This window comes from Rhizobium sp. BK196 (genome assembly GCF_014193255.1).
GTDB lineage: Bacteria > Pseudomonadota > Alphaproteobacteria > Rhizobiales > Rhizobiaceae > Rhizobium.
Window position 1 is genome coordinate 162,508 of record NZ_JACHZB010000007.1, and the last position, 25,012, is coordinate 187,519.

Here is a 25,012-nt window from a genome sequence, read left to right on the forward strand (position 1 = left end):
GAGAACCTTAAACGTCTTCCGGCCGATCTTTCGGGTCGAACTGGATGATAGTGATCCAGCGGGCGGTTAGTGCCGGCTTCTTTTCGTTCTCGATTTCGATCGAGACATCATAGGTCGTCATCAGCATGCCGGCGCCGCGAAAGCGGGCGTCCGAGAGCACGAAGTGGCCGCGAATGCGAGTGCCGCTCCTGACCGGCGACATGAAGCGGATCTTATCGAAACCGTAATTGATACCCATCGTCTGCTCGCGCACCTTGGGCAGGCAGTTGTAATTCATCGTCGACAGCAGCGAGAGCGTCAGGAAACCATGGGCGATGGTCCCACCGAAGGGACTTTCGGCTGCTGCGCGAATGGGGTCGACGTGAATGAACTGATGGTCGCCGGTTGCCTCGGCAAAGGCATCGATCATCTTCTGATCGACAAGGATCCAGTCGGACAACCCAGTTTCCGTACCAACCAGTCCCTGGACCTCCGAGAGCGAAATTTCCGTGACCATGCATTCCTCGTAAAAAGTCGCAGCCGCAAAGCCTTATCCCGCATTCATGACGATTGCGATAATGATTCGCACGGGCGGGTTTCGTCGATCAATTTTCCACGAAAAAGGCGACCGAACGTGGCTCAACTGTGGCACGGCCGCCTACGTTCCGCGCGCCATCCGGCAAAAGCTGGCGCCAGTTTGCTTCGCCGACTGAAGGCAGCTTGAAGGGTAGGTGCTGTTGAGAGCGGTTGAAGAGAACGGCGAGGCGAGTCCGCCTGCGGCTAGCACGATCATCGGTCGTAAGTATCATGCCGAGGGTGGAAAGCGAGGGGGTCTCCCATTCGCCCGTTGTCATCGGCTCGCCGGATAGCGAGATCCATTCCACATCCCCATTGCCGGAGAAGAAGGTCAGGTCGGAGAAGACCGAGAAGCGGCGGCGAAGGGTTGCGAGGAAGGCGGTGTGGGCGATCAAGTCTTCGTCCAGCAGCTTCCAGTCGATCCAGGTGATCTCGTTGTCCTGGCAATAGGCATTGTTGTTGCCGTGCTGCGTGCGTCCGCCTTCATCTCCGGCCGTCAGCATGACGCTGCCGCGGCTGGCAAAGAGGGTGGAGATGAGCGCCTTGACATCGGCCTTGCGTAGCTCCCGGATGACAGGATAGGCCGTTTCACCTTCGACGCCGTTGTTCCAGGAATGGTTCTCGTTGTGGCCGTCGCGATTGTTCTCGCCGTTCGCCTCGTTGTGCTTGCCGCTATAGGATACGAGGTCCATGAGCGTGAAACCGTCATGTGCCGCGAGGAAATTGACGCTACGCGTCTCAGCCCCACCATTGGCTGAGAAAATGTTCGACGAGCCGGCCAGGACGGTTGCGAGCGAACCCGTCTTCCAGTCATCGCCACGCCAATAGCACCTCACGTCATCGCGGGACCGATCGTTCCATTCGAGGAAGGGCGGAGGGAAATTGCCGAGCTGATAGCCGCTTGGGCCGATATCCCAGGGTTCGGCAATCATGATGCGATCGCCGAGTAAATCGTCGGCGAGAATCGCGGCCAGCGTGCCGTTCCGATCGAAGCCGTTTGCCGTGCGACCAAGAACCGGAGCCAGATCGAAACGGAAGCCGTCGACGCCGGCATTGCGGACGAAATGGCGCAGGCTGTCGATGATGAGTCGCTGGACATAGGGATGGTCGCAGGCAACCGTATTGCCGGTGCCGGTATCGTTGACGAGCACGGATGGCCGGTCCGCTACGTGGCGATAGTAGCTGAGATTGTCGATACCGCGCAGCGATAGCGTCGTGCCGTAGCGATCGCTTTCGCCCGTATGGTTGAAAACGAGGTCGAGGATGACGGCGATGCCTTCCTCATGCAGCTTCGCCACGGTGTCGCTCAGCTCTGCGATACCTCCTGGCACGACGCGCGGATCGAGTGCCATGAAGGCAACGGGATTGTAGCCCCAGCCGTTCGTCAGTCCAAGTGGAGGCAGATGGCGTTCGTCGATCCATGCGATGATGGGCATCAGCTCGACGGCATCGACGCCTATACGCTTCAGGTGCGCGATGACGGAGGGATGGGCCAGAGCGGCGACTGTGCCGCGCTGAGCTTCCGGCACGTCCGGATGCAGGATGGTGAAGGGCTTGACGGCCACCTCATAAATAAAGCCGCCCGGTTTGAAGAGCGGCTTTTGGCTTTTGAGAGGCGCGTCTTTGGTGACGACAGACTTCGGGATCAGGTGCTGCGTATCTTCTCCGAAGATGCCGAGCCGCGGGTCGTAATGAAAAGGCCCATCGACGGCCTTGGCATAGGGATCGATCAGCAGTTTCGAGGGGTCGAACCACAGGCCGTTATCCGGAGCGTAAATGCCGTCAGCGCGGTAGCCGTAGCGCGCGCCTTCCTTCACTCCATCGACAAAAAGACGGAAGACATGGTCGCTGTCACGGGCCATGGGGAGCCTCGCATATTCCTTGCCGTCATCGTCGAAGAGGCAGAGATCGATCTGCGCTGCATGATGCGACCAGACAGAAAATTCAACGCCCGTTTCGAAAACGATGGCGCCGCCCTGTGCGGAACTGTTGCCCCCCATATGCCCCCCGGATCAGGTGATCACGGTCGGCTCGTTGCGTCCCGTGCGCTCACGAATGTTGGCGATGCTTTCCGCGGCCGCAATCAGATCGGCGAGCGCTTCCTGCGTTTCGATATTATGGCGAGTCGAATCCGGCTCATAGCGCTCGATATAGACGCGCAGGGTTGCGCCAGACGTGCCGGTGCCGGAAAGGCGGAAGACGACGCGGGAGCCGCCCTGGAAAAGGACGCGAATACCCTGATGTTCGCTGACCGACTTGTCGACCGGATCGTGATAGGCGAAATCGTCAGCCTTCTCGACGGTCAGATCACCGAAGGTCTTGCCGGGCAAGGTGGAAAGCTGGCTGCGCAGATTGTCCACCAGACCGTTTGCGGCATCGCTGTCGACGCCTTCATAGTCATGGCGGGAATAGTAGTTGCGGCCATAGGTCTGCCAGTGCTGAGTGACGATTTCCTGCACGCTCTCGCCGCGGACGGCCAGGATGTTAAGCCAAAGCAGAACGGCCCAGAGGCCATCCTTCTCACGGACGTGGCTGGAGCCGGTGCCGGCGCTTTCTTCGCCGCAGATCGTCGCCATGCCGGCGTCGAGCAGGTTGCCGAAGAATTTCCAGCCGGTCGGGGTCTCGTAAATGCCGATGCCGCGCTTTTCAGCCACGCGATCGGCCGCGCCTGATGTCGGCATGGAACGTGCGATACCCGCGAGGCCGCCGGAATAGCCGGGCGCCAGGTTGGCGTTGGCAGCGAGAATTGCAAGGCTGTCCGACGGGGTGACGAAAATGCCGCGACCGATGATGAGGTTGCGGTCGCCGTCGCCGTCGGATGCGGCGCCGAAATCGGGCGCATCCTCACCCATCATCTCGTCGTAAAGTTCCTTGGCATGAACGAGGTTAGGGTCCGGATGATGGCCGCCGAAATCCGGGAGCGGCATGAAATTGCGCACGGAACCCGAGGGAGCGCCGAGACGGTTCTCGAAGATTTCCTTGGCATAGGGGCCGGTAACGGCGCTCATGGCATCGAAGGCGATGCGGAAGCCAAGGCTGATGAGGTTGCGGATCGCACCGAAATCAAAGAGCTCTTCCATCAACGCGGCATAGTCTTCGACCGGATCGATGACCGAAAGAATCATGCCGCCCGGCAGCTCCTCCTTGCCGATGCGGTCGATATTGACGTCGCCGAAGTCGGCGATCTTGTAGCTCTCGATCGTCTTGGAACGAGCAAAGATCGCGTCGGTGATCTTTTCCGGTGCCGGACCGCCATTGTTGACATTGTACTTGATGCCGAAGTCTTCTGTCGGGCCGCCGGGATTGTGGCTGGCCGACAGGATAATGCCACCGAAGGCTTTGTATTTGCGGATGATATGGGAAGCTGCCGGGGTTGAGAGAATGCCGCCCTTGCCCACCATGACCTTGCCGAAGCCATTGGCGGCGGCCATTTTGACCGCCTTCTGAATGACTTCGCGGTTATAGTAGCGTCCGTCGCCGCCGATGACCAAACACTTGCCCTGATAACCTTCGAGCGAATCGAAGATCGACTGGATGAAGTTCTCCGCATAGTTCGGCTGCTGGAAGACGGGAACCTTCTTGCGCAGACCCGAGGTGCCAGGCTTCTGGTCCTGATAGGGCGTGGTTGGAATGGACTTGATCATTTTAGGTCATGCCTTTCGAGACGAGGCTTGAATACAGGACAACATAACGTTCGGCGCTCTTCTCCCAAGAGACATCCGACTTCATGCCCTGCTTTTGCAATTGGGTCCAGACTTTTTGATCTGCGTAAAGGTGCATGGCGCGGCGCAGTGCCTGTAGCATGCTTTCTTCGTTTACCGGTGCGAATTGTATGCCTGTCGCCACCTTGGCTGCAAGTGCGGCATGATTGGCATCGATCACCGTATCGTTGAGACCGCCGGTGCGCGCCACGATCGGTACACAGCCGTAACGCAAGCCATAAAGCTGGGTGAGGCCGCAGGGCTCGAAGCGCGACGGGATGATGATTGCGTCGCAGCCGGCTTGCATGAGGTGCGACATCGGCTCGTTATAACCGATGGAAACGCCGATGCGACCGGGGTTGCGATGGGCGGCAGCCAACAGCGCGCCTTCGAGCGCCGCTTCGCCCGATCCGAGAACGACGAGTTTGCCGCCAAAAGCGGCGACCTTGTCGGCCGCGCTTGCGACGAGATCCATGCCTTTTTGCCAGGTGAGCCGGCTGATGACGCAGAATATCGGCGCGTCGTCATGGTCAAGATGGAAGAACTCCTCGATCGACCTGCGGTTTTCAGCGCGGTTTTTGAGCGTCGTCGGACCGTAATGGGTATGGACGACCGGATCGGTCGCCGGATTCCAGATATCAGCGTCGATGCCGTTGACGATGCCATGCAGTACGTCGCGGCGGCTGGCGATGACGCCTTCCAGGCCCATGCCGAATTCCGGGGTCAGGATTTCGTCGGCATACGAAGGGCTGACTGTAGTGATGGCCGTGGCGGTCTGCAGGCCCCCCTTGAGGAAACCGACCGTGCCGTAATATTCGATGCTTTCGGTAGCGAAAGCGTGCGGTGGCAGACGAAGGTGTGGGAAGATATCGGCGCCGAACTGACCCTGGAAGGCGATGTTATGGATCGTCAGAATGCTCGGCAGTTCCGGCGTCGGATAATAGCGCATGTAGACCGGCACCATGGCGGATTGCCAATCGTGCGCATGCACGAGATCCGGGCGCCATCCGGGCAGCAGGCCTGCAGCGATCTCGGAACCTGCCAGCGAAAGGGCGGCGAAGCGGCGCCAATTATCGGGGTGATCCTTGCCGTTCGTATCGAGATAGGGACCGCCGGGACGATCGTAATAGGCGGGAGCATCGAGGACGAGAATATCGAGACCCTGATGCTCGGCCTCGAGCACGCGTGCAGGCTGGCCGAGAAGATCGGAAAACTCCAGCCGGACGGCCGGATTTTGCAAGAGTTTCATCACGGCGGGATAGCCGGGCATTAGGGTCTTGGTTTCGATACCGAAGGATTTGAGGGCTATCGGCAGGGCGCCCGCCACGTCGGCAAGGCCCCCTGTCTTGATCAGCGGGAAGACTTCGGACGAAACCGAAAGAACTTTCATAAGTCAGATATCCAGCTTGTCGATCATCGGTTGCGTGATCAGGCAAATCCCGCTTTCCGTCCGTCTGAAGCGTCGGGCGTCGAGTTCGGGATCCTCGCCTACGACCAGACCTTCGGGAATAACGACACCGTGGTCGATCACAACATCCTTGAGCTGCGCGCGCCGGCCGATCTTCACATTGGGCAGGATGACCGCTCCTTCCAGCTTGGAGAATGAGTTGGCCCTGACACCAGTGAAGAGAAGGCTCCGGTTGAGGCTTGCGCCCGAGATGATGCAGTCGCCGGCAACGACGGATGACGTTGCCGAACCGCGTCGGTCTTCATCATCGTGGACGAATTTCGCCGGTGGCGTGATCTCGGCATAGGTCCAGATCGGCCAGGACTTGTCGTAGATATCAAGGGCAGGGACGATCGCGGTCAGATCGATATTGGCCTGCCAGTAGGCGTCGATCGTACCGACGTCGCGCCAGTAAGGCTCGTGTTCGAAATCTGAACGGACGCAGGATTGCGCGAAGCGGTGGGCGACCGCCTTACCATGCTCGACGATATAGGGGATAATATCCTTGCCGAAGTCGCGGCTCGAAGTCGGATCAGCGGCATCTCGGCGAAGTGCCTCGATGAGGAACTTCGTGCGGAAGACGTAGATGCCCATGGACGCGAGCGCGAAATCCGGCTTGTCCGGAATACCAGGCGGATCGGCCGGCTTTTCGATGAAGGCGAAGATCTCGTCCTTCTCGTTGACATGCATGACGCCGAAACCGACCGCTTCCATACGCGGCACTTCCAGGCAACCGATCGTCACGTCCGCGCCGGAATCGACATGCTGCTGGAGCATGTATTCGTAGTCCATCTTATAGACATGGTCGCCGGCAAGGATGACCATGTATTCGACGCCGTAGTCTTCGATGATATCGATGTTTTGATAGACGGCATCGGCGGTGCCTTCGTACCATTGCGTTTCGGAAACGCGCTGGGAGGCGGGCAGGATGTCGAAGCTTTCATTTCGTTCCGGCCGAAAGAAGTTCCAGCCGCGCTGCATGTGGCGGATCAGCGAATGCGCCTTGTATTGGGTGGCGACGCCGATACGGCGGATGCCGGAATTCAGAGCGTTCGACAATGCGAAATCGATGATGCGCGCCTTGCCGCCGAAATAGACGGCCGGTTTGGCGCGTCGATCAGTCAGTTCCTTGAGGCGGCTTCCCCTGCCGCCGGCAAGAACATAGGCCATTGCATCGCGGGCAAGTGGCTGAATACGTTTTTCTACCATTTTCTCCTCCCACCAATCACTAATTCTCGGGTTCAAGCATGATTGTCGCCAGCGGCGGCAGGGTTATCGAGCAGCTTATTTCGCCGCCGGCATCGACGGCCTGCACGCGCCCGCCATTGCCTTTTCCGCTGCCGCCATAGATATCGGCATCGGTATTGAGGATTTCCCGCCAGCGTCCGGCAGAAGGCAGCCGGATCGAGTAGTTCTCGCGATAGACGGGTGTAAAGTTGCTGATGACGGCCACCGGCTTCTGGCCGGGTGCCTTGCGCAACCAAGCGAAAACCGAGTTCTCATAATCGTCTGCGATGAGCCATTCGAAGCCGTCGCCTTCGCAGTCGCGCGCATGGAGCGCCGCCTTGCTGCGGTAGGTGAAGTTGAGGTCGCGCACGAGCCGGCGCATGCCTTCGTGCATACGATATTGCAGGAGGTTCCAATCAAGCGACTTGTTTTCGCTCCATTCGGCCCATTGGGCAAATTCCTGCCCCATGAAGAGCAGTTTCTTACCTGGATAGCCCCACATGAAGGCGTAGTAGGCGCGCAGATTGGCGAATTTCTGCCAGTCGTCGCCAGGCATCTTGGCGATCAAGGAACCTTTGCCGTGCACGACTTCGTCGTGGGACAGCGGAAGGACGAAGTTTTCCGAATAGGCATAGAGCAGCCCGAAGGTCAGCTCATTGTGATGATGCTTGCGGTGCACCGGTTCGCGGCTCATGTAGCTCAGCGTGTCGTGCATGAAGCCCATGTTCCACTTGAAGCCGAAGCCAAGGCCGCCTTCATGGACCGGCTGGGAAACTTTTGGCCAGGAGGTCGATTCCTCGGCGATGGTCATGACGCCGGGATATTCGCCGTAAATGCGGGTATTGAGGTTCTGCAGGAAGCGGACGGCTTCGAGATTTTCATTGCCGCCATATTCGTTCGGAATCCATTCGCCGTGCTTGCGCGAATAGTCGAGATAGAGCATCGAGGCGACCGCATCGACGCGCAGGCCGTCGAGATGGAATTTCTCAGCCCAATAGAGCGCATTGTTAACGAGGTAGGATACGACTTCGGTGCGGCCAAAATTGTAGATCGCCGTGTTCCAGTCCGGGTGAAAACCCTTACGCGGATCTTCGTGCTCGTAAAGCGCGGTACCGTCAAACCAGCCGAGACCATGTTCGTCTGTCGGGAAATGTGCCGGTACCCAGTCGAGAATGACGCCGATGCCGACCTTGTGGCAGCCGTTGACGAAACGGGCGAAACCTTCCGGCTCACCGAAGCGGGCGGTTGGGGCATAGAGGCCGGTCGTCTGGTAGCCCCAGGAGGGGTCATAGGGGTGTTCGGTGATCGGCAGGAATTCGATATGGGTGAAGCCCATATCGACGCAGTAGGGAATGAGGCTTGAGGCGAGTTCGTCCCAGGACAACATGGAGCCGTCCTGCCGGCGTTGCCACGAGCCCGCATGAACTTCATAGATACTGATCGGCTGCCGGCGCTTGTCGGTTTCGCGCCAGTGTTTCAGATGCTGTTCGTCTTGCCATTCCTGTGAGAGTTCGGCGGCTGTTACCGAAGCTGTTTTCGGGCGAAGTTCGCTGCGGCGGGCGAAGGGGTCAGCCTTCAGAGGCAGCAGAACTCCGTCATGACCGCGGATTTCGAATTTGTAGGGAACGCCGAGCGGCACGTCGGGAGCGAAGATTTCCCAGATGCCGCTGTCGGAACGGAAGCGCATGACATGACGCCGTCCGTCCCAGTTATTGAAATCGCCGACGACGGAAACGCGCTGGGCATTGGGCGCCCAGACGGCAAAATGGATGCCGGTCGCGCCCTCGTGCTTGATGCGATGGGCGCCCATCTTGTCGAAGAGCCGGAGATGCGAACCCTGCCTGGCGTAATAATCGTCCATCGGGCCGAGTACGGGGCCGAAGCTGTAGGGGTCCGTTACCGCCCATTCTGCATCGGCGCGTCTGGCGCGATAGCGAACCGGCTGCAGTTTCGTAACGGAAATCTCGCCGCCGAAAATACCGTTCGGATGAAGCTGGTGGAGATCGCCGATCGGCGTTCCATCCAGCGTCATTGCCGTGACTTCCTCGGCGCCCGGAAGGAAACACCTGGTGATGAAAGTCCCGCCGACCTGGTGCACGCCCAGGACGGCAAAAGGATTGGCATGCGAGCCACTGAGGATTGCCGCGATTTCGTCTGCCGAAATTTCCCAGGGAAGCTTCACTTCAGGGGCGGCTTTCGGCGGCTTCATCCGGCTCTCCAGATCTCGTCTGCATATTGTCTGATCGTACGGTCAGAGGAGAACCAGCCCATCCGCGCCGTATTGTTAATCGTCTTCTCATACCAGGAGGACTGGTTGGTCCAGATCTGGTCGACCTCGCGCTGGGCGGCGGAATAGGCATCGAAATCGCCAGCAACCATGAACCAGTCGTGTGAGTAGATGCCATCGATGAGACCGGTGTAGCGGTTGCGATCATCCGGAGAAAAGACGCCCGAGCTGATGGCGGCAAGTGCCTGAGACAGCTCACGCGAGCCTTCGATGATCGCACGAGGATTGTGGCCTTCGCTGCGGATCTTGGCGACTTCATCGGCCTGCAGGCCGAAGATGACGATGTTGTCTTCGCCGACATTGTCGCGCATCTCGACATTGGCGCCGTCGAGCGTGCCAATGGTCAACGCACCGTTCAGGCCGAACTTCATGTTGCCGGTACCCGACGCTTCCATGCCGGCCGTCGAGATCTGCTCGGAAAGGTCGGCGGCCGGGACCATGACCTCGGCAAGCGTAACGTTGTAATTCGGCACGAAGACGACCTTCAGCAGGCCGCGGACCGATGGGTCGTTGTTGATGGTACGGGCGACATCGTTGATGAGCTTGATGATGAGTTTGGCGTTGTAATAGCTCGGCGCAGCCTTGCCAGCGAAGAGTTTTACACGCGGCACCCAATCCAGCTCCGGATGCGAGCGGATCTGATCGTAGAGCGCAACGGCTTCGATGATGTTCAGGAGCTGACGCTTGTATTCGTGGATGCGCTTGATCTGGATGTCGAACATGGCCGAAGGATCGAGCTTCACGCCCATGCGGCTGGCGACGAGGTTGGAGAGCGCCACCTTGTTCGCACGCTTCACGGCCGCGAATTTCTGCTGGAAGCTCGGGTCGGTGGCGAATTTGTCGAGCGCCCGCAGCTTTTCGGCGTCGTCGAGGAATTCATCGCCAATCGCTTCGCGCACCAGGCCGGTCAGGCCGGGGTTGCATTGCTGCAGCCAGCGACGCGGCGTAATGCCGTTGGTCTTGTTGTTGATGCGATCAGGATAGAGCTTGTGCAGGTCCGCAAAGACTGTGACCTTCATCAGGTCGGTGTGTAAAGCCGAGACGCCGTTGATCGAATGCGAGCCGACGAAGGCGAGGTTGCCCATGCGAACGCGACGGTCACCGCTTTCATCGATCAGCGAGATCGAACGGATTTCCGTGTCGGAGAAATTCCGCGTCTTGCGCGCCTCGATCAGGATCTTGGCGTTGATCGCATAGATGATCTGCATATGGCGCGGCAGCAGACGCTCGAAGAGCGGAACCGGCCAGCTTTCCAGCGCTTCGGGAAGAAGCGTGTGGTTGGTGTAGGAGAAGGTGCGGCGGGTGATATCCCAGGCCGTATCGAAATCCAGGCCATGCACGTCGCAGAGCAGACGCGTAAGTTCGGCAACGGAAACGGCTGGGTGGGTATCGTTGAGCTGGATCGCCACCTTGTCCGGCAGGGATGTGAAGTCGTCATATTGTTGCAGGTGACGGCGCAGGATGTCCTGCAGCGAGGCGGACGAGAAGAAATATTCCTGGCGCAGGCGCAGTTCCTGGCCGGCAGGCGTTGCGTCGGCCGGGTAGAGAACGCGGGTCAGGCTTTCGGCCCTGTTGCTTTCGCGCAGCGCGCCGATATGGTCGCCGGCATTGAAGGCGTCGAGCAGGATCGGGTCGATCGGCTGGGCCGACCAGAGGCGCAGCGTATTGACGCGCTTGCCGCGCCAGCCGACGACAGGAGTATCGAAAGCCGCGGCAATGACTCGCTCGGCCGGTTTCCAGACGTAACGCGGTTGCTCGTCATGGCCACCGATGACCTCGATCGAGCCGCCGAAACCGATTTCGTAGGCGCTTTCGCGGCGTTCGAATTCCCAGGGGTTGCCGTGCGCAAGCCAGTTTTCCGGCAGTTCGACCTGCCAGCCATCCGCCATCTGCTGGCGGAAGAGGCCGTGGACGTAGCGAATGCCGTAGCCGTACGCCGGGACATCCACAGTTGCCATCGACTCCATGAAACAGGCGGCGAGACGACCGAGACCGCCGTTGCCGAGGGCAGCATCCGGTTCGAGGCCGGCGATGACGTTGATATCGACGCCGAGCGAAGCAAGTGCGTCCCTTACCTCTTCCATCAGGCCGAGGTTGGAGACGGCATCGCGCATCAGGCGGCCGATCAGGAATTCGAGCGACATATAGTAGACGCGCTTGGCACCGGTTTCATAGACCTTGCGGGTGGATTCCATCCACTTGTCGATGATGCGGTCACGCACTACGAGAATGGTTGCCGTCAGCCAGTCGTGCGGCTTGGCGACCTTGGCATCCTTGCCGATGCGGTAGGTCAGACGCTCGATGATTTCCTCCGCGAGGATTTCTGGTCGGGAACTGCGCGGAGCTGGTGAGAGAATGATCGGCTTCGAAACAGTATTCATGGTCAGGTCTCACCAATTTTGATTTGGTTACAGTATCTTACGCCTGCTTCAATCGATTTGTCGCTCAAGCTGACAGGGCAGTTTATGCACCGTTATCACGCACTTGCAACAAGGGAATTGGACAAACGAAAAATTTGCGGAACCTTCACATTCGAGCGGCTTAAGGGACTTGATTTCAATCGGTTTTCCCGATCTGATGAGCGGAGTAACGTTCAAACGAAAAGCCGCCCTGGTTTGTTCCGAGAGCGGCTTTTTGATTGTGAGAACGGGGGCTTTGATTACTGCGTCAGCAGGGTTTTGTCGGCCGCCGCGTTCTGCCCAATGGCCTGGAAGGCGGCAATAAGGTCGTTCATACTTTCTGCCTGGAAGTAGTAGGTAGGGCCACTGGCGCACGTGCTCAGGAGGTTTTTTCCCGCTTCGGGGGCCATGAATGCGATCGAATAGATTTTGATCCCATCCTTTTTGGCATTGGCGCAGGTGGCCAGCGTCTTTGTGTCGGACGCAGAATTGTTGTTTTCACCGTCCGTCATGAAGACGATATATTTCGTTAGCTTGTTGTTGCCGGCATCAGCCTGAATTTTCGACTCCGAGCCTCCGCCTGTCGAATTCAGGCCATTATAGGCTTTCTCCATCGGCACTGACGATTCCGTGTTGCCGCCTGCCGACATCGTATTGATGACTTCGGTCCTCGTCTTGGAAGTGCCCCAGTTGAAGCTATTAGAGTCCTGGATGCTGCCGCTCCAGGCGATTGCGTTGGTGCGAACGTATTTGGATTGCGGGTCGGCCTTGTCCAACTGATCGAGAAGGAGGTTGGCAGCCGTCTTCAATGCCTCAATTTTCTTAATATAGCACGGGCTCTTCGTACCGATCGACTGACCGCTGGTATTGTATTGCTTGCAACTCGTTGTCGGCACAATCTTGGTGCCGGTATTTGCGAGCATCGAGCCGGATTCGTCGAGAACGAGCGTCATGGAAACCGCGCTACGCTCCTGGCTGATCCCGCCGGTTGAGGTGCCTGCCGCCGCTATATTGGACGTTTTGAATCCTAGCACGTTCATGAATGGTGTCAGGCTCAGCGGATAGGACGCATTGACCGAGATCTTGTAGCTTTTGCCGCCTGACGAGGTTGTCGTGTTGATGCTCACGGCCGTCGATGTTTCCAAAGCACTGATAGTTGCCGCATCGACATGGTTTGCCATCTGGCCGATCACGAAATCCTTGGCGAGGGTCTTTGCCTGATCGTCGGTGGTGACTTTGCCGGCAGAAAGTGCGGACGCTGCTGCAAGAGCTCCGGCGTCGGCTGCTTCTTGAAGCTGGCGCTGCGAAGCCATGATGTTCATGGTATCAATCGCGAAGCCTGCGGCACCGATGAGCACCGGCAGCAATATTGCCGTCATCATACCGAAATTGCCGCCACGGTCGCGCCGCAGCCGATCAAGAAGCGAATGCAAGGTGTTCATCATGTCCACCGGTTCAAAGGAGCCCTATTTGGCTCTTGATGGACCAGATGACTCTAATGGGTGCTAAAGCCAGTATTTAAAATTGTAGGCAGTGGCTGTTTTTTCCCATTTCGGGATTATTTGAGTGGAATTACGTCCACTGCCTGCACGGAACGCTGGCTGCCGTAGCTCTTGAGCACACCGATAACGGGTGCGACATCGGCGTAGTCGCGGCCGTATGCGACGACGATATGGTCGGTTCCAGCAGGGATATTGTTGGTCGGATCGAGTTCGATCCAGCCGACCGTCTCGCCGCACCAGATGCGGACCCAGGCATGCATGGCATCAGCCCCTTCCAGCCGCTCCTTGCCCGGCGGCGGGATGGTGCGCAGGAAGCCGGAGACGTAGCCGGCGGGAATGCCGAGGCTGCGCAGCGCGAGGATCATCACATGGGTGAAGTCCTGGCAGACGCCGCGTTTCAGCTTGAAGGCTTCGAACGGCGTCGTATCGACGGTCGTGGCTTCCGGATCGTAGGTGAAATCCTTGTTGATGCGGGCGCAAAGCGCATAGGCGATCTGCATGACTGTCAGCGAGGGTTGGACACAGGTCTTTGCATATTCGCTGATCGCCTTGGTTTCCGTCAGGCGCGGACTGTCGCCAAGGAAATGGTGGGGCGATCCAGAATCGAGCGACCAGATTCCGGCAACTTCCTCCGGCAGGTCGGCCAGCAACGGCGAGAAGTCCGCCGACACGACCTGGCTTTCGACCTGCACGCGGGCCTGCATGCGGATGTCGAGCGTTTCATGCGGCGAGCGCAGCAGGAAGGATGTTGCCGGATGCTGGAAGAAATCGACAAAATGCGACTGTTCGTCCGGCTGCGGCGAAATGCTGATCGAGCCTGCGACAAGCCGCTGGCGGTTTGCCAGCGAGAGCGGCATGAGGCGCATGATATGGCGCGCACCTGACGCCGGCGTGTCGTAGGCATAGCCCATATGCAAAGTGAGATCGTAGAGCACGGCCGTCATCCGAGATAGGTCTGCGCCAGAAGGTCGGAGAGCTGTTCCAGTTCACGCTCCAGCCGGTGATAGACCTCACCGCTCATCGTCTCCGGAGTCATGACGGCGAGGCCCGAATGCAGGCGCATCGCCTCGCGGTAGAAGGGCGACATCTGGCCGTTCATGAAGGCGTTCGGAAGCTGCTCGACCTCCCGATGGATCTCGTTCATCTGGAAGAGGATCGAGCGCGGATTGAGAGGATCGAGCGCCAGGAGATCGGTGACGGTCAGCCGCGCGGTGTTGACGTTGTAGCGGCGGCGGTGGGTCATGACGCTGTCGCCGATCTCGAGCAGCATGTCGAGCGCGCCGTCGGGCGCTTCCGGGCCGGACATATGGCCGAGAAGCCGCGTCATGTGCAGACCGCGCTCGATGTATCGGCCAAGCGAGAGAAAGCGCCAGCCTGTGAAGCGGTACATGTTTTCATGCACGAGACCGGCAAAGCCCGCGAGCTTGCGCAACAGGATGGTCATCGCATGGCTGGCATCGTCACCGGCGGTGATAGTCGAGTGGAAGCGGCGGGCGGTCTTGGCAAGATCGTTCAGCGCCAGCCATCCGTCCGGCGAGAAGCGATCTCGGATATTGCTCGCCGAATAGACGGCGCTGTCAATATTGCGCAGCAGCGATTCCGGCACCGGCTCGGCGGTGTCGATATCGACGGCGGCAAGATAATTGGTGACGTCGGCAAGCAGCGGCTGGTTCGGGTCGGCTGCCTCGGCGTAGCGTGCGTGCCAGGCGCGCAGGATGCGCAGCGCTCCTTCGGCGCGTTCGATATAGCGGCCCAGCCAGAAGAGGTTGTCGGCTGCGCGGCTCGGCAGGCTGCCCGGCATGTTGCGGGTGAAGCTGCCTTCGGCCGGCAGAAGAGTGTGGCGCTCGACCGGCTTGTCGCTGACGATCCAGACATCGGCCGCTGCGCCACCGGATTGCATAGCGATGGCGGCGACATCGTCTCCGGAACCGATGCGGGCAAAGCCGCCGGGCATGATCTGCCAGCCGTTGGCGGTACGGGCGGCGAATACGCGCAACGACATCGGCCGCGGCGTCAGCTTGCCGTTGACCCAGGCGGGTGTAGTCGAGAGCGTGACGACTTCCTGACCGACGAGCTTTGCACCGTCGCTTGTCAGCCAGTCTGCAATCGAATTCTTTGCGGTGGCGCGTAGCGACGAGCCGAGGACGGATTCGCCGCTGTCATCGAAGAAGGGCGCGCGGGAATAGGCCGGGCCGATCACCATCTTCTCGATATTGGCAGCCACGTGGTCACGCTCGTCCTTCTGGCCGCACCACCACGTGGCAATGGACGGCAGGCGCAGATCTTCGCCCAGCAGCTGGCGACAGACGGCGGGCATGAAGGCGAGCAGGGCGCGCGTTTCCAAAACGCCGGTGCCGAGCGCGTTCACGATGGTGACGGTTTCGGCGCGCAACGACTCTACAAGGCCGGGCGTGCCGATATGCGAGTTCTGATTTAATTCCAGCGGATCGGCATAGGCAGAATCGAGACGTCGCCACAGCACGCCAATCGGCTTCAGACCGGCGACGGTGCGCACCATGACGCGGCCGTTGACGACAGTCAGATCTTCGCCTTCCAGCAGCATGAAGCCGAGGTAGCGGGCAATATAGGCGTGTTCATAATAGGTTTCGTTGGCCGGGCCGGGGGTCAGAACCGCGATGCGGTCGTCGCCCGAATGTTTCATCGTCTGCAGCGCGTCTCGGAAGGCGCCGAAGAAGGAAGCGAGGCGGTGAACCGGCGTTTCGGCGTAAATATCGGAAAAGGCGCGGGTGGTCGCCACGCGATTTTCCAGTGCGAAGCCGGCGCCCGAAGGCGCCTGCGTGCGGTCGGCAAGTACCCACCAATTACCGTCAGGGCCACGGCCGATCTCAAAGGCGCAGAAATGCAGATAGTGCCCGGTTGCCGGTTTTACGCCGACCAGAGGTCGCTGGAATTCCGGATTGGCAGCAATGAGGGCGGGCGGAACGATGCCCTCCTCGACGAGCCTGTTGTCGCCGTAGATATCGGCAACCATCGCTTCGAGGAGATTGGCACGCTGCACGAGACCTGCGGAAAGAGCTTGCCATTCACGCTCGTCGATCAGCACCGGAATGTGGGAGAGCGGCCAGGCACGCTCGCCACTGCCCTTGGCGCCGTAAGCCCTATAAAAAACGCCGGCGTCGCGCAGGTAGCGGTCGGCGCGGGCGAACCGCTCGGCCAGATCTTTTTCCGGCATGATGTTCAGATGGGCGAGGAAGCGCTGCCAGACCGGGCGGATGGTGCCGTTATTGTCCACCATCTCGTCGGCGATGCCGGGCAAGGGCTCATAGTCGAAGACCGCATCCCCGCCGGCCGGTTCTTCGATTTCGTCCCTCAGTTCCAGTGCAGGCTTCTTGCCCATCAGACCCAGTTTCTTCAAATTCCGGCGGGCCGCCTCAGATCCAGCGTGAGCGGGAATTCAGGCGAGACCGCCTCGGCGCGCGGAATATAACCGCCCGCCGTGTGTCCCCACGGTTCGAAGCGGGCGAGTCGGCGCGCTTCCGCCTCGTTGCCATTGACCGGGAAGGTGTCATAGTTCCGCCCGCCCGGATGGGCAACGTGATAGATGCAGCCGCCAATAGAACGTTTCGACCATGTATCATAAATGTCAAAAGTCAAAGGCGTATTCACCGGCAGTACCGGATGTAAACCGGAAGCTGGCTGCCAGGCTTTGAAACGCACGCCGGCGATGGAAACGCCTGATGTGCCTGTCGGCGTCAAAGGCACGATCCGACCGTTGCAAGTGACGGTATAGCGCGAGGCATTGCCGGTTTCGAGGCGGACCTGCAGGCGCTCGACCGACGAATCGACATAACGCACCGTGCCGCCGATCGCGCCTTGCTCACCCATGACATGCCAGGGTTCCAGCGCTTGCCGCAGTTCCAGTTTTGAGCCTTCGTATTCGACTTCGCCGCAGAAGGGGAAGCGGAATTCGAGCTGTGCCTTGAACCATTCGGGGCTCAGGTCGAAGCCGTTTTCGCTGAGGTCCGCGAGTACATCGAGGAAATCCTGCCAGACATAATGCGGGAGCATGAAACGGTCATGCAGCGAGGTGCCCCAGCGGACGAACTTGCCATCGGCCGGCCTCATCCAGAAGCGGGCAATCAGCGCACGCACCAGCAATTGCTGGGCGAGCGACATGCGGGCATTCGGCGGCATTTCGAAGCCACGGAACTCGACGAGGCCGAGGCGACCGGTTGGCCCATCTGGAGAGAAGAGCTTGTCGATGCAGATTTCGGCCCGGTGCGTATTGCCGGTCACGTCGATCAAGAGGTTGCGGAACAGGCGGTCGACCAGCCAGGGCAGGGGCTGCAGGCCGCGACCGGGCGCCGGAATCTGCGCGAGCGCGATTTCCAATTCGTAGAGGCTGTCGTGGCGTGCTTCGTCGATACGCGGCGCCTGGCTGGTCGGGCCGATGAAAAGGCCGGAGAAGAGATAGGAGAGGGATGGATGGCGCTGCCAGTGCAGCACCAGGCTCTTCAGGAGATCGGGACGGCGCAGGAAAGGGCTGTTGTTCGGATTGCTGCCGCCAACGACGACATGGTTGCCGCCGCCGGTGCCGGTGTGTCGGCCGTCGATCATGAATTTGTCGGCGCCGAGGCGGCTCTCCCGCGCTTCCTCGTAGATGGCGGTGGTGATGTCGACCGTTTCCTTCCATGTCGAGGAAGGATGAATATTGACCTCGATGACGCCAGGGTCGGGTGCCACGCGGATGACGTTGATGCGCTCATCCTGCGGCGGTGCATAGCCTTCGATATGGACGGCAAGGCCGAGAGCGGCGGCGGCGCGTTCGGTCGAGGCGATGAGATCGAGATAATCTTCGAGCGTCTCTGTTGGCGGCATGAACACGCAGAGGCGACCGTCGCGGGGCTCGACGGAAATTGCGGTGCGGACGTAACCGCCGATCTCGTTGGCGGACTGAGGCATGGTCGGCTGCTGACCGGTGAAGGGCTGGAAGTGCGCAGCCTGCAGCGGACGCCCGCTGTCCTGACCAAAATCCGGCAGTTCGGGCCGCTGCACGAAGGGATCCAGCGGGTTGATGTAGGGATATTGCGAGGGTGGGATATAGGCGAGCGAATTGAGCGGCAGGCGGTAGCCGACCGGGCTATCGCCTGGGACGAGGAAAATGCGGCCGCGCCGCGTCGACCATTTCTCACTCATCCAGTTGCGGCCGTTGGCGCGCGCATTCCAAGCCTGAACGGGCAGAACATAGCCGGTGGGGCGGGTCAAGCCGCGATCGAAGACGCGGGCGATGCGTGTACGTTCCTCGGCATCCTTCAACTTTGAATTCGATGGGTCTACGTTTTCCGGAAGGTTTGCTTCCTTGACCAGCCATTCGGCCGGATCTTCGAAGGCGGGGGCGACATAATCAGATGAAATGTCCAGTTCGCCTGCGATCGCAGTCAGCAGCCGGCCGGCATCGTCCTCGGTGACCTGATAGTTGCGGCCTTCAGTGGCAACGAGATTGTCATTCGACCAGATCGGCAGGCCATCCTTGCGCCAGTAGAGCGAGAAGGTCCAGCGCGGCAGGCTTTCGCCCGGATACCACTTGCCTTGGCCATAGTGCAGGAAGCCATTTGGAGCAAAACGGGCGCGCAGCCGGCGGATCAAGGCGTCCGCCTTTTCGCGCTTCGTCGGGCCGACGGCTTCGGTGTTCCATTCATCAGACTGGAAATCGTCGATGGAGACAAAGGTCGGTTCGCCACCCATAGTGAGGCGCACGTCTTCGGCTTCGAGGATGCGGTCGACCTTTTCGCCAAGTTCGTTGAGTTGGTCCCAGGCGTCGTCGGAAAAGGGTTTGGTGATGCGCGGATGTTCGGCGACGCGGGCAACCTTCATGTCGAAGGCGAATTCAGTCTCGGCTTCGCCGAAATAGCCGCCTGATATCGGCGCGGCGTTGCGGTAATGCGGCGTAGCCGCAAGCGGGATATGGCTTTCACCTGTCAAAAGGCCTGAGGTCGGGTCGAGGCCGATCCAGCCGGCACCGGGAAGATAGACTTCCGCCCAGGCATGGAGGTCGGTGAAATCATATTCCGTACCAGAGGGCCCATCGAGCGCCTTGAGGTCCGGGGTAAGCTGGATGAGATAACCGGAGACGAAGCGCGCGGCGAGGCCGAGGTGCCGCAATATCTGGACGAGCAGCCAGCTCGTGTCGCGGCAAGAGCCCTTGGCAGTTTCGAGCGTCTCCTCCGGTGTCTGGACGCCGGCCTCCATGCGGATCACATAGCCGATCTGCTGCTGTAAGCGCATGTTAAGGCCGACGACCATATCGACGGTCTTCTGCACTGAGCGGTCGAGCGTTTCGAGGAAGGCCTTCAGACGCGGGCCGGGCTCATCCGGCTTCATGTATATCGACAGGTCTTCACGGATCGTTTCTGGATAGTCGAAAGGCCACATCGTCGATTCCTCTTCGACGAAGAAGTCGAAGGGATTGTAAACTGTCATGTCGGCGACGAGATCGACCTCGATCTTGAATTCGGTCACCGGGTCGGGGAAGACGAAGCGGGCGAGGTAGTTGCCGTATGGATCCTGCTGCAGGTTTACGAAATGGTTCGACGGCGTAACCTTCAGCGAATGGCTCAGCACCCGCGTCTTCGAATGCGAGGCAGGCTTCAGGCGGATAATCTGTGGGCCGAGGCGGACCGGTTTGTCATATTGATAATGGGTCAGATGATAGATGCTGGCTTTGATCGACATATTGCTCTTTTGTCCGCGCGCCGTTGATCGGCTTAGCTGTTCCCAAAGCCAGTGTGTGCAATGCAGCGAAAGAATGCAAGGCAGAAAGGTTAACGCGGGGATGACGTTCAGGCGGCTCTGTTGAAGGTCACCGACGCCTTCAAGCCCCTGCCGCCGCGGCCGGGGATGAGTGTCAGTCTAGCGTTGAAAAGATGGGCGATTTCCTCAACGATCGGCAGGCCGAGACCAGCGCCGGGCGCACCGGATTCACTGCCGCGCGAGAAACGCTTTCTGACCGCTTCGAGCTTTTCGGGTGGAATGCCCGGGCCGTTGTCCTCGACCTCCAGCCGCACCGTCTCGGCATCTTCAAGGATCCGCACGGTCACTTCTGCGCCCTGGCCGGCATAGGCAATGGCGTTGCCGGCAAGATTGCGCAGCATTTCGCCGATCAGCAGCGGTTCGGCGCGGATCATGGCAGGGCCTTCACCCTCGAAGCCGAGATCGATGCCGGCTTCGGCAGCACGCGGGATCTGCTCGCCGGTTATCTCCTGGGCGATGGCGGCAAGATCGATGGCCGAGGCCGTCAGTGCTTCCTTGGCGGTGGCGGCATCGATCTTGGCCATGAGCAGAAGCTGCGCAAGGATGCGCTCGGCATGGGCAACGGCTTGATCGCCCTTGAGGGCAGCGTGCTGTGCCTCATCCAGGGAGCCGGCGCGGGCGGATAGGGCAAGCTGCGTGCGGATGATGGTAAGCGGGGTGCGCAGCTGATGGCTGGCATTGCCGGTGAAATTGCGCAGCGCATCGAGAGCCGATTGCAGGCGCACCATGAAGGAGTTGACAGTATCGACGAGCGGCTGCACCTCGCTCGGCACGGATTGCTCGATCGGGTGCAGGTCGTCGGGGCTGCGTTCGCCGATGGCATCGCCGAGCTTGTAGAGCGGCCGCAGCGCCACTGTAACGGAAATCCAGACGATGACGGCCGCGCCGGCAATCATTAGCGCAAGACGCAGCGCTGAGCGGACGAGAATTGCCCGCGCCAGGTGACGGCGGGCAATGGTGGTTTCGGCGACGGTGACGACAAAGGGCACGGAGCGGATGCCGGTCGAGGCGGAGCGCCTCAATGTCGCGACACGGATCGGCTCGCCGCGGAAGATGTCGTCAGCAAAGGCAGCCGTATCGCCCTGCGTTTCCTTCAGTACGGGAAGCGCCTGGTAACCGGTGATGAAATCTCCGGGTGGGCCGTCAACCCGGTAAAAGACACGATCCTGTGCCGCCGAAGTCAGCATTTCCAGCGCGACATAGGGAATATCGACCTCAAGTGTGCCATCTTCGGCAACGACGACACGTTCGGCAATGGCGAGCGCGGAACCTGCGAGCACGCGGTCGGAAACGATATTCGAGGTCTGCACGGCCTCGCGCCAGGTATCGGCGAGTGCCAGCGTGCCGATAACGGCAGTCGAGACGAGCAGCCAGAAAAGCAACCGGCGCCGGAGCGAATAGGCTGCCGTCATGGGGCCTCGGGCAGTTTATCGAGATAATAGCCGATGCCGCGGGCAGTCTTGACTGTCAGGCCATGCGGCGAAAGCCTCTTTCTCAGGCGGCTGACATATTGCTCGATGGCATTGGCCGATATGTCGTCATCGAAAGCGGTCAGCGACTGCATGATTGCCTCCTTGGCGACGACCTTGCCGGCACGCATGAAGAGGATTTCGAGCAGGCCGAGTTCGCGGGCGGGAATATCGAGCGGCGTGGCGCCTGCAGAAAAGGCGCGGGAATTGAGATCGAGCGAGATCGATCCGAAACTGATGGTCGAGGAATGCAATCCCGCCTGGCGGCGCAGCAGCACGCGGACGCGCGCCTCGAATTCGGCAATGTCGAAAGGTTTGATGAGATAGTCGTCGGCGCCGAGATCCAGCCCTTTCACACGTTCTTCCGGCGAGCCGCGGGCCGTCAGGATGAGGACGGCAGCCCGGCTGCCGCGGGCGCGCATGGCGCGCAGCACATCGAGCCCATCCATCTCGGGCAAGTTCAGATCGAGGATGATCAGATCGAAATTTTCCGCTGCGATCACCGCATTGGCCGAAGCTCCGTCATGGACGACATCGACGGCATGACCCGTGCCGCGCAAGATCGCCGACAGGCCATCGGCCAGCGCGATATTGTCTTCGGTAAGCAGGATGCGCAACGGATCTTTTCCTCGATTTTTCGGGGAGTTTATCAGGGATGGCAACCGGCTGTCACAGCGATTCTGGGACTTGGTGAACGGAAGATCCCAAGGCGTATCCACTCCCCTCGACTCGTCTGGCGAGGAGAGTGGCGCTCCGTTCACACAAGAAGGTTGATCAGGCTGCCTGAAGAATGTTGATGCCGTGGCTGGCGGTCAGGCTCATGATGCGGCCGATCGCTTCCGGCGTCGGTTGCCCTTTCGGAGCTTCGTTCGATGCGGCGGCTTCGAAGAAGGCGATCATCTCGTCATCGACGATTGACATCATGACGGCCTGGACCGGGCTGGCATTCTGGTAGGCATGCGGTGCGTGGGCTGGAATGGTCACGACATCGCCGGCGACAGCATCGGTTTCGACTGGCTTTCCGTCAACCATGCTCCAGATGCGCACCGTGCCTTCCAGGATGCGGAAGATTTCCGGCGAGGCATGGGTGTGCGGCGGCGTACCGCTGCCGGGGGGAATGATGACATCGACGACATTGAAGGCCGTGCCTTCGAGCTTGCCGCGCTTGCGGACCTGGTCGCCCATGACCCAGAAGGTATTGGCGGCGGCCAGCGGATGGACTTTTGCTGAGCTGTTGGTATTCATTTCGGTTCTTTCGTCCTGTTTAGCCCGTCTCTCCTTGCCGCATCGAGCAGGGCTTCTATTGCCCATGCGGCGGCCTTGCCGGCTTCCTCGCCGGAGAAGCCCCAATAATCTTTCATCGTTTGCCAGGCGGTGGCACTGAACAGCAGTTGCACGGCGGCCTCCAGCTGCCTTGCGCGTTCCGGCACTAAGTCTTTCGAAACTTCTGCCAGGCTCTTGCGGAAGGCGGCCTGCCGTTCCTCATTGGCCTGGAGGCGCATCTGCCGGCCGGCACCGCTCGCATGCGATGCGCGCACGATGCCTTCGATACCGTCGAGCGACGCGAAAAGCGCCGGCGGCAGCTCAGTCAGATCTTTTTCGCTTTGCGGCCAGAAACGGACGCCGAGCGAGGCATTCGCGTCGTTCCAGAAAGCCTCCAGCAGCGCCTCCTTGGTGGGGAAGTGCCGAAAGATCGTCCGGCGGTTGACGCCGGAGACGGTAGCGAGTTCGTCAAAGCTCAGAGCATTATCAGGATCCTGTTCGAACATGGTGCGCACACCCGCCAGGATACGTTCCCGGGTGGCCTGTGCCTGCTCAGCCCTCAATGGACTTTCATATTTTGTCACTAGTTGTGTATTCATGTCACTAATAATGACATCAGACTTTGATTTGTCAATGGCTCTCTTCGACCTGGACCACTTTCAACGCTCCGCGATGCCAATGGCGAGATGCAGGTCGTTATGGTAAGGTCGAGAGGCTGCGTGGGGAGACTTTGCAGATGGGGGACCTGTCAGTCGAGCTTGCCGAAACTCCGGAAGAGATTGATGCTGTGCGGCATCTCAGTCGCGCCTTCAGGCAGTGGCTCTACGACAATTATCCAGCCGAACGGCGACAGATCGAACTTTACTATAACCCCGAAAAGTTCGAGGCATTGCTCGCGGAACTGCCCCGCATTCATGCAAGGCCGAAAGGCTCGATGTTCCTGGCGCGTCTCGATGGAGAAAGCGTCGGCTGCGTGATGCAGCATGAGATTGCGCCCGGCATTTCGGAGATGAAGCGTCTCTTCGTTTCCGAGAAGGCGCGTGGCAGCGGCGCGGCGCTTGCGCTCTGCGAAGCTTCGCTGGCCCGAGCGAAAGAAGACGGCTACGGCGTGATGCGGCTCGACACCGGCTATCGGCAGATCGCGGCGCAGAAACTCTACCGTCGGCTGGGTTTCCGCGAGCGGGATGCCTATTATGCGGTCCCTGAGGATCTCAAGCCAATTTTGGTTTTCTTCGAGCGCGAGCTTTGATGCTTTGCTTGTTTCACTCTGTCTGCTCAGGCATTCTCTCTTCATGAGGAGCCTTTTCATTCTGTTTTTGTGTCTGGCGCCCTGTCTTGCAGCCGCGGAGCCGATCTTCTATCCGGCGCAATCGGGCAATGCCGATGCGCCGGTGCTGACCGTCTATTCCTCGCTCGACGAACCGCTCGCGCAGCCGATGATCCGTGGCTTTCAGGAGGCCAATCCGGATGTGGCGGTGAAATATGAGGATATGCTGACCGGCGATATCTACGATCGGATCGTCCGCGAGACGGATGCCGGCCATAAGACGGCGGACTTTGCCTTCTCTTCCGCCATGGACCTGCAGGTGAAGCTTTCTAACGACGGCTATGCGCAAGTCAGCAATCTGCCGATGAGCGCTCAGTGGCCGAAATGGGCAAACTGGCGCAACACGGCCTATGCGCTAACCTTCGAACCCGCGGTCTTCGTCTATCACAAGCCGAGTTTTGTCCATGAAACGGTGCCGAGTTCGCGTGCGGAATTCGTCGATTATCTGAAGCGCAAGGGCAACGAAGTCTATGGACGGATCGGCACCTATGACATCGAGCGTTCCGGCGTCGGCTTTCTTTTCATGGCGCGAGACCAGGAACAGTTCGGCGACATCTGGTCGGTGATCGGCGCGATGGGGGCTGCAGGCGTCAAACTCTATTCCACGAGTTCGGCAATCCTTGAGCGCGTGGCTGATGGGCGCTTCGTGCTCGGTTACAATATCCTTGGCTCATACGCAGCCGATTGGGCCTCGCGTCACCCCGATGTCGGCATCGTGCTGCCGAAGGATTATACCGTCGTGATGTCTCGCATCGGCCTTGTGCCGCAGGCTGCGGCCGAGCCGGAACTCGGAAGGCGTTACCTCGCCTTCTTCATGTCGAAGGAAGGCCAGACGATCATGGCTCGCGAGCTGCAGATCCCGGCCGTCAGCCCGGAAGTGGCTGGTGAAAACACCGCCAATACGTTGCAGGAACTGCTCGGCGCACAGTTGCGCCCCGTGCCAGTCAGCCCCGGCTTGATGGTCTATCTCGATCAGGTGAAGAGGGCTCGGCTGATTGCCCACTGGAATGAAGTGCTGCGCACGCAGTAAAAGCTCACATCCAGCAATTGCGAGGCCTGCATAG

At 59.8% G+C, this 25,012-nt stretch carries 17 protein-coding genes; 2 read left to right on the plus strand and 15 right to left on the minus strand.

Annotated features, from left to right (window positions below):
• Positions 1-7: 7 nt before the first annotated feature.
• The 15 genes from FHT78_RS22000 to FHT78_RS22070 all read right to left on the minus strand — a co-directional run bounded on the left by FHT78_RS22000 (position 8) and on the right by FHT78_RS22070 (position 23,184).
• The gene (locus FHT78_RS22000; RefSeq protein WP_183748622.1) at positions 8-496 is read right to left on the minus strand and encodes a MaoC family dehydratase; all 489 of its coding nucleotides are present in this window, start codon (positions 494-496) and stop codon (positions 8-10) included.
• A gap of 88 nt (positions 497-584) precedes the next feature.
• Positions 585-2,555, minus strand: coding sequence for a glycogen debranching protein GlgX (gene glgX / locus FHT78_RS22005; RefSeq protein WP_183748623.1), 1,971 nt, complete (start codon positions 2,553-2,555; stop codon positions 585-587).
• A gap of 12 nt (positions 2,556-2,567) precedes the next feature.
• Complete coding sequence (locus FHT78_RS22010) at positions 2,568-4,199, minus strand: alpha-D-glucose phosphate-specific phosphoglucomutase (protein WP_183748624.1); 1,632 nt, start codon at positions 4,197-4,199, stop codon at positions 2,568-2,570.
• 1 nt (position 4,200) lies between these two features.
• Positions 4,201-5,646: a glycogen synthase GlgA gene (gene glgA, locus FHT78_RS22015; RefSeq protein ID WP_183748625.1), complete on the minus strand. Its 1,446-nt coding sequence runs from the start codon at positions 5,644-5,646 to the stop codon at positions 4,201-4,203.
• Positions 5,647-5,649: 3 nt separating this feature from the next.
• The gene (gene glgC, locus FHT78_RS22020) at positions 5,650-6,912 is read right to left on the minus strand and encodes a glucose-1-phosphate adenylyltransferase (protein ID WP_183748627.1); all 1,263 of its coding nucleotides are present in this window, start codon (positions 6,910-6,912) and stop codon (positions 5,650-5,652) included.
• 19 nt (positions 6,913-6,931) lie between these two features.
• Positions 6,932-9,139, minus strand: coding sequence for a 1,4-alpha-glucan branching protein GlgB (gene glgB, locus FHT78_RS22025; protein ID WP_183748629.1), 2,208 nt, complete (start codon positions 9,137-9,139; stop codon positions 6,932-6,934).
• Positions 9,136-11,598, minus strand: coding sequence for a glycogen/starch/alpha-glucan phosphorylase (locus FHT78_RS22030; protein WP_183748631.1), 2,463 nt, complete (start codon positions 11,596-11,598; stop codon positions 9,136-9,138). The genes glgB and FHT78_RS22030 overlap by 4 nt, the downstream gene beginning before the upstream one ends.
• Positions 11,599-11,876: 278 nt before the next feature.
• On the minus strand, positions 11,877-13,061 hold the full coding sequence (locus FHT78_RS22035) for a TadE/TadG family type IV pilus assembly protein (protein ID WP_183748862.1): 1,185 nt from the start codon (positions 13,059-13,061) through the stop codon (positions 11,877-11,879).
• Positions 13,062-13,174: 113 nt separating this feature from the next.
• Positions 13,175-14,062 carry a transglutaminase family protein gene (locus tag FHT78_RS22040; RefSeq protein WP_183748633.1) on the minus strand — a complete coding sequence of 296 codons (888 nt, stop codon included), beginning with the start codon at positions 14,060-14,062 and terminating at the stop codon, positions 13,175-13,177.
• Positions 14,059-16,476, minus strand: a complete 2,418-nt coding sequence (locus FHT78_RS22045) for a circularly permuted type 2 ATP-grasp protein (protein WP_183748635.1) — start codon at positions 16,474-16,476, stop codon at positions 14,059-14,061. The genes FHT78_RS22040 and FHT78_RS22045 overlap by 4 nt, the downstream gene beginning before the upstream one ends.
• Positions 16,477-16,490: 14 nt before the next feature.
• The gene (locus FHT78_RS22050) at positions 16,491-19,811 is read right to left on the minus strand and encodes a transglutaminase family protein (protein ID WP_183748637.1); all 3,321 of its coding nucleotides are present in this window, start codon (positions 19,809-19,811) and stop codon (positions 16,491-16,493) included.
• 107 nt (positions 19,812-19,918) lie between these two features.
• Positions 19,919-21,301, minus strand: coding sequence for a sensor histidine kinase (locus FHT78_RS22055; RefSeq protein ID WP_183748639.1), 1,383 nt, complete (start codon positions 21,299-21,301; stop codon positions 19,919-19,921).
• The gene (locus FHT78_RS22060; RefSeq protein ID WP_183748641.1) at positions 21,298-21,975 is read right to left on the minus strand and encodes a response regulator transcription factor; all 678 of its coding nucleotides are present in this window, start codon (positions 21,973-21,975) and stop codon (positions 21,298-21,300) included. Before FHT78_RS22060 ends, FHT78_RS22055 begins: the two co-directional genes overlap by 4 nt.
• Positions 21,976-22,132: 157 nt before the next feature.
• On the minus strand, positions 22,133-22,603 hold the full coding sequence (locus FHT78_RS22065; RefSeq protein ID WP_183748643.1) for a cupin domain-containing protein: 471 nt from the start codon (positions 22,601-22,603) through the stop codon (positions 22,133-22,135).
• Positions 22,600-23,184 carry a TetR/AcrR family transcriptional regulator gene (locus tag FHT78_RS22070; RefSeq protein WP_183748645.1) on the minus strand — a complete coding sequence of 195 codons (585 nt, stop codon included), beginning with the start codon at positions 23,182-23,184 and terminating at the stop codon, positions 22,600-22,602. The genes FHT78_RS22065 and FHT78_RS22070 overlap by 4 nt, the downstream gene beginning before the upstream one ends.
• Positions 23,185-23,357: 173 nt before the next feature.
• On the opposite strand from FHT78_RS22070, the gene FHT78_RS22075 reads away from it, so the two are divergent.
• Positions 23,358-23,870 (plus strand): GNAT family N-acetyltransferase, encoded by a 513-nt coding sequence (locus FHT78_RS22075; protein ID WP_183748647.1) that lies wholly within the window; start codon positions 23,358-23,360, stop codon positions 23,868-23,870.
• 43 nt (positions 23,871-23,913) lie between these two features.
• A complete protein-coding gene (locus tag FHT78_RS22080) occupies positions 23,914-24,978 on the plus strand; it encodes an ABC transporter substrate-binding protein (protein ID WP_246715397.1) in 1,065 nt (354 codons plus the stop codon).
• Positions 24,979-25,012 lie beyond the last annotated feature (34 nt).